The organism is Martelella sp. FOR1707, from assembly GCF_053484265.1.
In genome coordinates, this window is record NZ_JBAKFP010000007.1 from 151,323 (window position 1) to 163,678 (window position 12,356).

General features: G+C 63.9%; 11 protein-coding genes. 1 reads left to right on the forward strand and 10 read right to left on the reverse strand.

Annotated features, from left to right (window positions below; translation table 11 throughout):
* Position 1: 1 nt before the first annotated feature.
* Genes nqrF through V6765_RS19275 form a run of 6 tightly spaced genes read right to left on the reverse strand, consistent with a single transcriptional unit; the run spans position 2 to position 5,352 of the window.
* Complete coding sequence (gene nqrF / locus V6765_RS19250) at positions 2-1,228, reverse strand: NADH:ubiquinone reductase (Na(+)-transporting) subunit F (RefSeq protein WP_448431772.1); 1,227 nt, start codon at positions 1,226-1,228, stop codon at positions 2-4.
* Positions 1,225-1,836 carry an NADH:ubiquinone reductase (Na(+)-transporting) subunit E gene (nqrE, locus tag V6765_RS19255; RefSeq protein WP_448431774.1) on the reverse strand — a complete coding sequence of 204 codons (612 nt, stop codon included), beginning with the start codon at positions 1,834-1,836 and terminating at the stop codon, positions 1,225-1,227. The genes nqrF and nqrE overlap by 4 nt, the downstream gene beginning before the upstream one ends.
* Positions 1,836-2,498, reverse strand: coding sequence for an NADH:ubiquinone reductase (Na(+)-transporting) subunit D (locus V6765_RS19260; RefSeq protein ID WP_448431776.1), 663 nt, complete (start codon positions 2,496-2,498; stop codon positions 1,836-1,838). The genes nqrE and V6765_RS19260 overlap by 1 nt, the downstream gene beginning before the upstream one ends.
* A 1-nt stretch (position 2,499) precedes the next feature.
* On the reverse strand, positions 2,500-3,300 hold the full coding sequence (locus V6765_RS19265; RefSeq protein ID WP_448431778.1) for an FMN-binding protein: 801 nt from the start codon (positions 3,298-3,300) through the stop codon (positions 2,500-2,502).
* Positions 3,293-4,093, reverse strand: coding sequence for an RnfABCDGE type electron transport complex subunit D (locus tag V6765_RS19270; RefSeq protein WP_448431780.1), 801 nt, complete (start codon positions 4,091-4,093; stop codon positions 3,293-3,295). The genes V6765_RS19265 and V6765_RS19270 overlap by 8 nt, the downstream gene beginning before the upstream one ends.
* Positions 4,090-5,352 carry a Na(+)-translocating NADH-quinone reductase subunit A gene (locus V6765_RS19275; protein WP_448431782.1) on the reverse strand — a complete coding sequence of 421 codons (1,263 nt, stop codon included), beginning with the start codon at positions 5,350-5,352 and terminating at the stop codon, positions 4,090-4,092. Before V6765_RS19275 ends, V6765_RS19270 begins: the two co-directional genes overlap by 4 nt.
* 172 nt (positions 5,353-5,524) lie before the next feature.
* On the opposite strand from V6765_RS19275, the gene V6765_RS19280 reads away from it, so the two are divergent.
* Positions 5,525-6,655 carry a cytochrome C gene (locus V6765_RS19280; RefSeq protein ID WP_448431784.1) on the forward strand — a complete coding sequence of 377 codons (1,131 nt, stop codon included), beginning with the start codon at positions 5,525-5,527 and terminating at the stop codon, positions 6,653-6,655.
* Positions 6,656-6,762: 107 nt separating this feature from the next.
* Here V6765_RS19280 and V6765_RS19285 read toward each other — a convergent pair whose 3' ends face one another.
* The 4 genes from V6765_RS19285 to V6765_RS19300 all read right to left on the reverse strand — a co-directional run bounded on the left by V6765_RS19285 (position 6,763) and on the right by V6765_RS19300 (position 12,334).
* The gene (locus tag V6765_RS19285) at positions 6,763-7,446 is read right to left on the reverse strand and encodes a YoaK family protein (RefSeq protein WP_448431786.1); all 684 of its coding nucleotides are present in this window, start codon (positions 7,444-7,446) and stop codon (positions 6,763-6,765) included.
* A 374-nt stretch (positions 7,447-7,820) separates the two neighbouring features.
* The gene (locus V6765_RS19290) at positions 7,821-8,423 is read right to left on the reverse strand and encodes a superoxide dismutase (protein ID WP_448431788.1); all 603 of its coding nucleotides are present in this window, start codon (positions 8,421-8,423) and stop codon (positions 7,821-7,823) included.
* 172 nt (positions 8,424-8,595) lie between these two features.
* Positions 8,596-10,926, reverse strand: a complete 2,331-nt coding sequence (locus V6765_RS19295; RefSeq protein ID WP_448431790.1) for a membrane-bound PQQ-dependent dehydrogenase, glucose/quinate/shikimate family — start codon at positions 10,924-10,926, stop codon at positions 8,596-8,598.
* A 142-nt stretch (positions 10,927-11,068) separates the two neighbouring features.
* Entirely contained in the window at positions 11,069-12,334 is a 1,266-nt protein-coding gene (locus tag V6765_RS19300; protein ID WP_448431792.1) for a DUF2254 domain-containing protein, read from the reverse strand.
* Between the last annotated feature and the right edge of the window lie 22 nt (positions 12,335-12,356).

Below are 12,356 nucleotides of genomic sequence, written 5' to 3' on the forward strand. Positions count from 1 at the left end.
CTCAGACTCCGAAATCGTCGTTGAAGATGGAATGCGGCTCGACGCCGAGGCGCGCCAGCGTCGCCAGCACCGCCGAAATCATCACCGGCGGGCCGCAGAGATAATATTCGCAGTCCTCCGGCGCGGGGTGGTTTTGCATCGCGGCGCGGACATTGTCGTGGATGAAGCCGGTCGCACCCGTCCAGCGGTCGCCGGGGGCGGGGTCCGACAGCGCCGGCGTCCACGAGAAATTCGGATGTTCGGCGGCGATCGCGTCGAACTCCTCGACATAGAACAGGTCGGCGAGCGAGCGGGCGCCGTAGAAATAGCGCATCTTCCGCTTGGTGCCCTTGCCGATCTGCTCGTGGATCATCGCGCGCAACGGCGCCATCCCCACGCCGCCGCCGATGAACACCATTTCGCGGTCGGTCGGCTGCACGTGGAACTCGCCGAACGGGCCGGAGGCCTGAACCTCGTCGCCCGGCTTCAGCGCGAACAGATAGGAGGAGACGATGCCCGGCGGGATCTCCTGCTCGCGGCCCGGCGGCGGGGCGGCGAGGCGGATGTTGAAAACGGCACGGCCTTCGGCTGCGTCCCGCGGGCGGTTGGCGATCGAATAGGCGCGGGTGACCGGGCTGTCGGAGGCTCCCTTCATCTCCGGCCAGCCGGCAATGCGCCAGGAATCGGTAAAGGCCTCGTCGATCGCGATATCGTGGAAATCAAGCCGGTAGGGCGGCGCGGTGAGCTGCATGAAGCCGCCGGCGCGATAATCGAAGGGCTGGCCCTCGGGAAGCTTGAGCACGAGTTCGCGGATCAGCGGGGCCTTCATCGTGTTGGACACCACGGTGCAGGTGAAACCGGTCGCTCCGACGAAATCCTGCGGCACGGTGACGGCGCAGGGTCCGCGCAGCGCGGTCTGGCAGGCAAGACGGATGTGGGAGCGGCGCTCGGCGGCCGACAGCACGCCGCGCTCTGTCGCCTGCGGTTCGCCCGCGCCTTCGCCCTCCACATGGACGCGGCAGAGCCCGCACGTGCCGGAACCGCCGCAGGCGGCGGGAATGCCGATGCCCGAACGGTGCAGCACGCCAAGCAGCCGTTCGCCACGTTGGGCCTCAAGCGACATCGCGCCGTTCACGCTGATCACGATCTTTTCCGCCGGTATCAGGCGCGTGCGGGTCACCAGCAGCGCCAGCGTCAGAATGACCACAAGCGCAATGACGATGACGGCGGCAAGGACGATCTCGTTCATGGCGACACCATCTGCGCAAAGGCCGAAAAGCCGAGCGACATCATGCCGGCAATGGTAAAGGCGATTCCGAGGCCGCGCAGGCCGTTCGGAAGGTCGGCATAGGCAAGCCGGGTGCGGATCGCGGCGAGCATGACCACGGCAACCCCGAAGCCGAAGCCCGCGCCAAGCCCGAACACGGTCGATTCCGCCAGATTGTAGTCGCGCTCGACCATGAACAGGCTGCCGGCGAGGATCGCGCAATTCACCGTCAGAAGCGGCAGGAACACGCCGAACGAGGCATGGATCGCCGGAAAGAACCGGTCGAGCACCATTTCGACGAGCTGGACCGTAGCCGCGATCACGCCGATGAAAGCGATCAGCTTCAGATAGGAAAGATCGGTATCCGGCATGCCGGCCCAGGCCCATGCGCCCGGTTTCAGCAGCGCGTTGTAGATCAGGTTGTTGAGCGGCATGGTCACGCCCATCACCGCCATCACCGCAATGCCGAGGCCAAGCGCCGAACCCGTGCGGCGCGACAGCGCCAGAAAGGTGCAGAGCCCGAGAAACAGCGTCAGCGCCATATTCTCGACGAAGGCCGCGCTCAAGAAGAGGCCTGCAAGCTCGCTCATCAGCCTGCCTCCTCTGTGTCCGGCGGCGTGAATTCGGCGGCTTCCGCCTGTTCGGGCAACATGGAGCGGATCGCCCAGACAAGCCCGCCGATCAGGAAGAAGGCGCTGGGGGCGAGCAGCATCAGGTTCAGCGGCTCGAACCAGCCGCCCTGATCGGTCGTGGCGAAGAGTTGGTAGCCCAGCAGCTTGCCGGTGCCGAACAGTTCGCGCAGCGATCCGATGACGATCAGCACCAGCGAATAGCCGAGACCATTGCCGAGCGCGTCGATCATTGACGGCAGCGGCGGGTTGTTGCGCGAAAAGGATTCGGTGCGCCCCAGCACCAGGCAATTAGTGGTGATCAGGCTGACGAACACCGAAAGCCGCTTGCTGATGTCGAAGAAATAGGCCTGCAGGAACTGGTCGATGACGATTACCAGCGAGGCGACGATGACGATCTGCACGATCAGCCGGATCGAATCGGGAATGTGGCGGCGGATCAGGCTCACCAGCAGGGCCGACAACACGATCACGACCGTCAGCGATGCCGACATGGTGACGGCGGTGGCGACCGATGTGGTCACCGCCAGCGCCGAGCAGATGCCGAGAATCTGCAGCGTCACCGGGTTTTGCCGGATCAGCGGCTCCGTCAGCGTCGTCCACAGGCTGATGGGCTTGGCCATATCAGAACTCCCCGCGCTTGATCGCCGCGACCAGCGGGCCGTAGCCATCCGGACCGAGCCAGAAGCGGATCGTTCTGGTCAGCGCGTTCGAGGTCCTTGTGGCGCCGGTAATGCCGTCGACCTCGTAGGCGTTGCCCGCCTTGCCGTGGGCGACGGCGAAGCGGATATTGCCGGAGGGGTCGGCAATCTCGGTGCCGGCGAACTGGGCGAGGAAGGCTGGTTCCTCGATCCGCCCGCCCAGCCCGGGGGTTTCGACCTGATCGGTGATCGCGAGGCCGGCAATCGTGTTCATGTCGCCGTTCAGCGCAAGAATGCCATTGATCGGGCCGATATAGCCCGCGCCGCTGATCGGCAGGAGCGCGAGTTCGATATCGCCGGCATCGTTGCGCAGCAGGTAGATCTGCACGAAATCCGGGCGGCGGCCGATGCCGGCGGTATCCTCGCCCGGTGTGAGCGTCTTCCAGTTGGCGGCGTTGTCGAGTGCGGCGAGAAGGGTTGCGGGCGTCACGTCGTCTGCGGCCCGACCCTTGGGCAGGTTGATGACGACGGTGGAAAGCGCGCCGCCGGATTGCTCCAGAAGCTGCGTCATGCCGGGAATGCCCGCCACCAGCGCCTCCAGCCGCGCCTGCTGCTCGGCGGCGCGGTTTGCCGCCTGGATCGGCCGCAGAACCACTGTTGCGCCGCTCACCAAAAGCGCGCAGACGGCCGAGACGATGAAGGCGATCGCCACCGTCTTGAAGCGGTTCTCATTGGGCAGGGCCAGAAAACGGCGCCATGCCGAAATCGGGTTCAGGTCAGCCATGACGTTTTCTCCTGCGGGCATGCCAGAGGGCGATCGCCGCCTCATCCAGAAGCGGGGCGACGAGCGAGGCGAGAAGTGCTGCCGAAACCGCCACGCGCACCGGCGGCGCGCCCTCCCAGTTAAGCGTGAACATGATGACGAGGGCGGCGTAGATACCGCCGTTCAGCCAGCCGCCGAGCCGCGTCGAGGCGCTTGCGACCGGATCGGCCACCAGCAGCACCAGCGCCAGCGCGAAGGCGGGCAGCACCGGCTGCAGCGGCATGCCGGCGAGGAAGCCGGCGGCAATCACCGCCGCCGCGCCAAGAATGACGCGGGAGGGCATCACCCCGACGAACATGCCGATGACGGCCGCCGGGATCGCCGCCCAGGCGACGGGCAGGTCGATATCAGGCCAGGGAGCGGTGACGAAGCCGAAGCCGAGAAAGGCGAGCGTCACGGTGGCCGGGTTCAGGATATTGCGGCCCCAGCCGCCGAACACCAGTTCCGCCATAACCGAACCGAAGCTGATGCCGAGCAGGAACGGCAGAAAGCCGAGCTCATCTGGCGCCAGAATGGCGATGGCCAGCGCCGTCAGCGCGCCGGCAAAGGATGGCGGCTGGGCGCGCGCCAGCATGAAGATGAGATGCCACAGCCCCGAGATGACGAGCGCCAGAGCCAGCCGCAGCGCTGCATCCATGCCGCCATACCAGAGCCAGGCAAGGGCAATCGGCATCGCTGCCGCCAGCAGCAGAAGCGCCACCATCTCGCGGTCCCACATTCCCCGTGTCGGACCGTGGGTCGAACCACGAATCATGTTGCGACCTCCTCCTGCTCGATCCGGTCCAGTAGCACGCGAAGCTGGGCGGCAAGGCTTGGCTCGGCCGCCGTCACGTAATCGGCGAGCGCCAGATCCTCCTCCACCAGCGAAAGAGCGCCGAGGCGGGTGGCGGTCTCCTGATCGCCGGCGGAAAGCGCGCGGATCAGCGCCACGGCCGGAATATCGCCGCCGAGCGCCTGTTCGAGCGCCGCCGTCGGAATGATCGGCAGCGGTCGGGCGGCCCTGGTCAGCGCCGCCGAGAACCAGTGGTTCCGGCGATGTCCGGCGTCATCGCCGAGCACGGTCACCTGTCGGTCGCGGGGGCCGAGCCAGTGGCCCGGGTGGCCGTCGATATGCGAGCCCGCCATGATGCGATGCGGTCCCGGCCGCACGAAGCCGAGACAGAGACCGCGCATATCCGCGCCCGGCTGACAGCGCACCAGACGCTGCTCGGTGAGCGCGGGGCCGGTGACGGACACCAGCCGCGTTTCCGGCACCATGCCGGTCTCGATCAACTCGCCGATATCGGCGACATCCTCGGCATGGATATCCCACACTTTTTGGTCCAGCGAAGCGGGCGCAAGCCGGTGTACCTGCAATCCGGGAAGGCCGAGCGGGTGCAGCGTGCCGACCCTGACGCGCCGCACGGCTTGCGGCAGATCGAGCTCGATCCGCGCCGCCTCGCAGAAGAACAGCCGCTCGCCAACTAGAAGCCGGAGCGCCGAAAGCCCGCGGGCAAGCGCTTCCTCCCGGCCCTTCAAGGCGTGGACGGGTGAGGGCGCGCCGGGTCTGCTGTCGGTCGCCATGACGATGATCGCCGACGGCATCTCGTCCGCCCCCGGCATGCGGCCGAAGGGGCGGCTCAGGATGCGGCGCCAGAGCCCGGATGCCTTGAGCAGTGACCGCAGGCTGGCGGCATCCTTTTGGGCGTCTCCAACGTCATGGGTAAAGCGCGCGCCGGTTTCCTCTCTGAACAGCAAAAGCCGGGTCAGCCGCCGGCCCGGTTCCAGGTCGATTGCGGCAATGCGGGCGGCCATCGGGGCAACCATCTGAATGTCCGGCGCGTTGCGCAGGCCGAGCACCGGCTGGCCCTGCGACACAATGTCGTCGACGCCGACGAGCGGGGTAACGCGCAGCTCCTCGCCCCGGGCCGGCGTCAATGCGGCCTCGACGGTCAGCGCCGTTGTAATCTGGTTATAATCCGGTGATATCGAGCCGGTGGTCAAAGACAGACCGGTGCCGAAAAGGCCGACCAACGCGTCGCTCCTCAAGAACTTGAATGCAAATACAACGCAAACATCATGACATTTGATTTGCCGGGATGGAACAGATTGTTTAGCATTCCCACACGTTCAAACTGAAGTTTTTCAGCGGGGGTGGAAAGATATGTCATCGGTAGTTGGTCGCGTTAACTCAAGAACCCTGTTCATGATTGCTGCGATATTGACAATTGTCAATTTTTGTACTGCCAACGCACAGGAGAATTCTTCCGACGCGGTGGAGGCGCTTGAGCTTTACGTGATGCCGCAGTCCGGCCCGTTCCGCCCCGATCAGATACCGGTTCCCCAGCAGGAGCTGATCTCCGCCTGGGCGCGGTCCGCCCATGCCGATGCCTCCGCTGAGGCGTTTACCCACTGGGACGGCGAGGGCGAGATTCCCGCGAATTGTGCCGCCTGTCACTCCGGCGCCGGCTTCCGGGATTTCCACGGTCTGGATGGCAGCGCGCCGGGCATTGAGGGGCCGACCCCGGTTGGCGGCGTGGTCGATTGCGACACCTGTCACAGCCCCGGCCTCGGGGAAATTGCCGCGATCACCCTGCCGAGCGGCATCGAGCATCCGGTGGCGCCGGGCGCCCAGGCCGCCTGCATGACCTGTCACATCGGCCGCGAGGCCGGCGTCAGCGTGACGAAAACCGTCGGCGAAAAGGACGAGGATACGCCCGACCCGACCATCAATTTCGTCAACCCGCATTATGCGCTCGCCGGCGCGATGCGGCTCGGCAGCATCGGGGCGGGCGGCTTCGAATATCCCGGCAAGTCCTATAGCGGAAGGTTTTTCCATGCTCGCCCGATCAATGATTGCGCGTCCTGTCACGATCCGCATACCCTGACTGTGGCCGAGGAAACCTGTCTCAGCTGTCACGAAAGCGGCGCGCCCGATGCGATCCGCATTTCGCGGATCAGCTATGACGGCAGCGGCAATATCTCCAAGGGCATCCGCTCCGATATCGAAGCCAACTCGGCGCTGCTGCTCAAGACCATTCAGGATTACAGCGTCACGGTGGCCGGCGCGCCGATCGTGTTCGAGCACTCCTATCCCTATTTCTTCCTCGATGCCGATCAGGACGGACGTGGCGACACGGTCGACGGTAGGCCGCAGAAATACAATGCCTGGACGCCGCGCATGCTGAAGGCGGCCTATAACTGGAAGTTCGTGAACGCGGATGCCGGGGCCTTCGTCCACAACCCGCATTACGCCCTGGAACTGCTTTACGATTCGATCGACGACCTTGCGGGACCGTTGGATATCGATGTCGAGACGCTGGGCATCCAGCGCTGACTATTCGGCCGCTCGGGCGACGACAGAGGGTCAAATCCTCGATCGGCCGGGGGTGTGCAGCATGCCTGTTAGGTCGCGGATAATCCGACCGGAGCGTCCGGCCTGCCTCAAGGCACCGATTTCTCGGCCTTGTCCTCCAGTTGAAATGCGCGGAAGGCCAGCATGATGATGATCGGCGGGGCCAGGAAGCAGAATCGGCCGATCATACGATAGGCAAGGGCAGCGAGCGCGCAGCCCAACGCGAAAAGGAATAGAGCCGGTATCAGCCGCTTCAGCCGGCGTTTCAACGGCGCCTTGTCGATCGCGCCGCCGAAGACGAGGTCGGTCACGTCGAGCATGATCTGCGTCGTCGTGCCGGTCATCAGCGTGGTAGGCGGAAGATCGGGCAGGTGAACCCGGTGGACGGCGTTCTGTATCGCCATGGCGACGACAAGGGTCATGCCGGTGATGATTTCACCGGCACTGTTTGCAGCTGTCGGCAGCAGGAATACCAGCGCGGCGGCCGCCGCAAACAGCGCGAACTGCAATTTCAGGAGCACGGGAACCACCGCGCGCTCATGCCGCCCAAGCCAGCGCGCGAAATAGCGCGCCGCCATGACGGAAGCGCAGAAGACAGGCAGCGCCAGCGCCTTTGCCAGCAAACCGCCGGTGCCGGTCGCGATTGCAGCGCCCAGCGTCACGAAGTTGCCGGTGACGTGAGCGGTGAAAAGCCCGTGCAGGGCGACAAAGCCCATAGTGTCAACATAGCCGCCATTCAGGCTCAAGGCCGAGGCAAGCAGGGAGCGCGACATGTATCATCTCCGACCGGACCGCGACCTGTTCATGGCCTCCGCTCCGTAATGGCGGCAGCCGCGGCGACCCGGACCGCGCCATTTTCCGGCTGCGCCCGACTATCCTTGCCGCGTGAACGCAAGCAGCTTAGCGGCGAAGCGTAAATACATGGTTATGCAGATCGCGAACGCCTTTAGCGCCAGGGGGATGGTTATATGTGAGGCTGCAACATGTGGGAGTGACCGACATCAGGCAAGCTGAACCATCTTGTTATCAAGCGCCCAGCTTTATTCGCCCGCATAGAAAAGCCCGCCGGTCGAAACCGGCGGGCTCGGATTACTGACGAAATCCAGAAAGGGCCGGAGCTTTTTCTATTAACGCGAAGGCCTCGGCCTTACTTGGTGGCGCCTTCGTAGAGTTCGGCGACATAGTCCCAGTTGATGAGATTGTCGACGAAGGCTTCCAGGTATTTCGGGCGGGCGTTGCGGTAGTCGATGTAGTAGGAGTGCTCCCACACGTCAACGCCGAGGATCGGCTTGGCGCCGTGAACCACCGGGTTTTCTCCGTTCGGCGTCTTCATGATTTCAAGCTTGCCATCCTTGACGGCGAGCCATGCCCAGCCGGAGCCGAACTGGCCAACGCCGGCTGCAATGAAATCGGCCTTGAACTTGTCGAAGCCGCCGAGATCGGAGGAAATCGCGCTTTCAAGCGCCCCCGGCAGCTTGGTGCCGCCGCCATCCTTCTTCATCCAATTCCAGAAATGCATGTGGTTGAAGTGCTGGGCGGCATTGTTGAAGAGCGGCTGGTTGGAGCCATAGGCCTTGACCATGACATCTTCGACGGAAAGACCACCGAGACCCGCTTCTTCCGCCAGCTTGTTGCCGGTGGTCACATAGGTGTTGTGGTGCTTGTCGTGGTGGTATTCGAGCGTCTCGGCCGACATGTAGGGGGCGAGCGCGTCATAGGCGTAAGGCAGATCGGGCAGTTCAAAAGCCATGTTCAATACTCCTCAGTTAATAAATTGACGCTTGCGGGTTACATAGGAAGCCCTTCCGGGAAGGGCAACCGTCAGGCCCGGAAATATCCGGGCAAATTGCCGGAAGGAAAGGGCGTTCGGCGGCATTCCGGTACGCCCTTGCCTCGGCGGAAGGTCCGCCGGCCGGACTATCCTAGCCCTCCGGCAGCTTGTAGGCGAGGATATAATCGCCCGTCTCGGTGCCGACCGAACCATGGCCGCCGGCGACGATCAGCACGTATTGAGTGCCGTCCGCGGTTTCGTATGTCATCGGCGTCGCCTGGCCGCCGGCCGGCAGCCGAGCCTCCCAGAGCTGTTCGCCGGTGGTCACGTCATAGCCGCGGATATAATTGTCCATGGTCGCGCCGAGAAAGGCGACGCCGCCCTTGGTCATGATCGGGCCGCCAATGCCGGGAACGCCCATTTTGATCTTGAGCGGCAGCGGCGTCATGTCCTGGATCGTGCCGTTCTTGTGCTTCCACACGATCTCGCCGGTGGTGAGATCCGCGCCCGCGACATAGCCCCATGGCGGCGCCTGGCAGGGCACGCCGAGCGGGCCGAGCAGGGTGGAGAAGGCAACGGCATAGTCGGCGCCGTTATTGGAGTTGATGCCCTGGGTCGGCACGCCGGGCTTTGATTTCGGCACCAGCGTCGAGGTGTAGGCCATGTAGACCGGCATGGCGAACATCACCTGCCGCTCCGGATCGACGGCGACCGAACCCCAGTTGAGCGTGCCGAAATTGCCGGGATAGACGATTGTGCCGTCAACGGATGGCGGCGTGTAGCGGCCCTCGTAATTATACTGCTTCAGCTTGATGCGGCAGACGAGCTGGTCTAGCAGGCTTGCCCCCCACATGTCCTTGCCCTCAAGCTTCGGCGGGTTGAAGGAAAGCGCCGAGACGGGCTGGGTCAGCGACAGGTTCTCGCCCTCAAGTCCGCCCTCCTGGGGTGCTGGGACCTCCTTCACGGGAAGGATCGGCTCGCCCGTTTCACGGTTCAGCACGAAGACTTCGCCCTGCTTGGTCGCCTGCACCAGCGCCGGCACGGTTTCGCCGTCGATCGTCAGGTCCAGAAGGGCGGGCTGGGCCGGCACATCCATGTCCCAGAGGTCATGGTGAACGCCCTGGAAATTCCAGACAGGCTCGCCGGTCTCGGCATCGAGAGCCACAACGGAGGACGAATATTTCTCGACTGCGGGCGAGCGGTTGAGGCCGATCTGGTCCGGCGTGCGGTTGCCGATCGGGGCGTAGATCAGGCCAAGTTCGCTGTCGCCGGACATCACCGACCAGCTGTTCGGCGAGTTCTTGGTATAGGTTTCGTCCGGCCCGAGCGGTTCGGTCTGATCCGGATTGCCGGTATCGAAGTTCCAGATCAGTTCGCCGGTGTCGATGTCATAGGCGCGGATCACGCCGGACGGGCTGTCGGTCGAGTAATTGTCGTTGACCGAGCCGCCGACCACGATCTTGCCGTTTATCGCCAGCGGCGGCGATGTCGAGTAATAGTAGCCCTGTGTCTTGTAAGGCATGTTTCTCTGAAGCTGCAGCGTGCCGTTGTCGGCAAAATCCTCGCAGATCGTGCCGTCTTCGGCATTGAGCGCAATCAGGCGGGCGTCCGATGTCGGCAGGTAGACGCGGGTCTTGCAGCGTTCGCCTTCGGCAATGTCGGGGTCGTCGTAATAGGTCACGCCGCGGCAGGTCTGGTGCTGACGGTTGCCGTCAACCGGAACCTTCGGGTCAAACTTCCATTTCTCCTCGCCGGTCTTGGCATCGAATGCCATCGCCCAGCTATGCGGGGTGCAGACATAGAGCGTGTCGTCGACCATCAGCGGGGTGTTCTCATAGGTGGTCTCGACAACGTCGTTCGGCCCCTTCATGTCGCCGGTCTGGATCTGCCAGGCAAGCTCCAGGTCGCCGACATTTTCCGGGGTGATCTGGTCGAGCGGCGACCAGCGCTGCCCCCTTTCGGTGCGGCCATAGCCACGCCATTCGCCGCTGGGAACGGCATCGGCCGTTTCGGCGCTGGCGCTGCGGGCGCCGGGCAGAGCCCCCTCGATCGCATGCGGGTCGGTGAACAGCGAGATGACCGCGACCACAACCGATACCAGAACGGCTGCCACCAGCGGCCACGGGCCGGCACGGGCGGGCTTGTCTTTTTCCGGAAAGCCGTATTCATCGCGCAGGATCGGCCGGCGCACCCAGGGCAGAAGCAGCCAAAGGCCGAGCAGCACGACGAGGCCGCCGCGCGCGCCAAGCTGCCACCAGTCGAAGCCGACCTCCAGCAGCGCCCAGATCAGCGTCACCAATATGGTTGCGGCATAGATCCAGTAAGCAAGCGCGGAGCGGGTGAATACAAAAAAGGCCGTCGCCAGAAACGCGGCGCCCGCAATGAGATAAAACCAGCTGCCGCCGAGCGTGATCAGCCAGATGCCGCCGCCGCCCAGAAACAGGCCAATCACGGCAAAGATGAATGTCGTGAAAATAATCATTGAAAATGTCCCCATATTCGCGTGTCTCAAGCAGATGACGCCGGCGTCATCCGCGGACATGGAAAGCCGGCCCCGCAGTCGGGGCGGACTTAAACATAACGACGCGTACGGCGGAATGTTCCTGACGGGATATTGCCAGGGATCAGGGCGACAGGCGGCCCTTTTTGGCGGAGGCTTCCAGGCGTTTGATATCGTTGTCGAAATCGAGCATCTTTCGTGCGCGTTCCAGCGCCTGGGCCGAATAGTCCCGCGCGCATTCGCCGTAACCGACAAACGGAAGCAGCGACAGGGATTCGAATGCGTGCTGCAGCCGCATTCCCACCTCAACCTTGTCCGCCCCGTCCCGGGAAATGCCGGTAAAGGCCGCGTCGAAGAAATCGTCGGTTTCGATGGCGGGGATGAAGACGCGGCTGTGACGCACCTCCGCTTCGGCCTTTTTGCCCGAGGCCATGATGCGCACGATATTGCCGATCACGTCGATCGCCGTGCCCGGGTCGTTGATGCCCGGTGAGAGCGCACGCATGGCGATCTGGGAGAGCACGGTAAGACCGTAAAGCGGGTCCTGGTCGTAGCTGCGGGCATTGCCAATAGTAAAGGCGCCGCGCAGGGCCTCACGGGTTTCGTCGTCGATCGCGCTGCCGTCTGGAAGCGCGATCCCGGCGATATGGCGGCCGGGCGTCACGAAGGCGCCGGGGCGCTCGAATACGTGGATATTCGCCTCGAGCCGATCCGCGATATCGTCGAGCGCGGGAACGTCGATAAACCGCAGATAGCCGATCTGGTCATGTTCGATCATCGAAAGCCCGTGGGGAACGGGGCCTTCCTGCGGACGGGCATGCAGATAGGGCGCGCGGCGATAGTGCTCCATGGAAGGGCAGGAGGCGGATTCCACCTGCGAGATCGTTTTCGTGACCTGACCGAGATGGCCGAGATAGTTGATCCAGCGCAGCATCGTTACCACGATCAGCACGATGACCGCGATGGTGACGAGGAACAGGATCAGCCGGCCGCCGCCGCCATAGAGCGAGGTGTTAAGCGCGATCAGGCCGACAAGGCTGAAAATGAAGGCGCCGAGGAAGGTCGAAAGCGCCCACTGGGCGATGCGGTCCTGCAACAGCGTACCGACGGCGCGCGGCGTGGCATTGCTGGCAGCCGCCGTCGAGGCCTGCACCAGCGTGTTCAGCGAGAACACCAGCACGGAAAGCATGCTCGTAGCGATGATGGTCAGCAGGCTGTTGACCGCGCTGCTTCCGATAATGTCCTGAAGGTCATCGGGGATGAGGGGATCGGCCATGATGCCGAGCAGGGCTGTCATGATGGCGGCGACGCAATAGAGCGATGCGACGAACCACACCTGGCGCATCGCCTGGAGCACCATCCACCAGGTCTTTGACATCTCGAATTTCATTCAGCCCTGCCCCTTCCAGCCA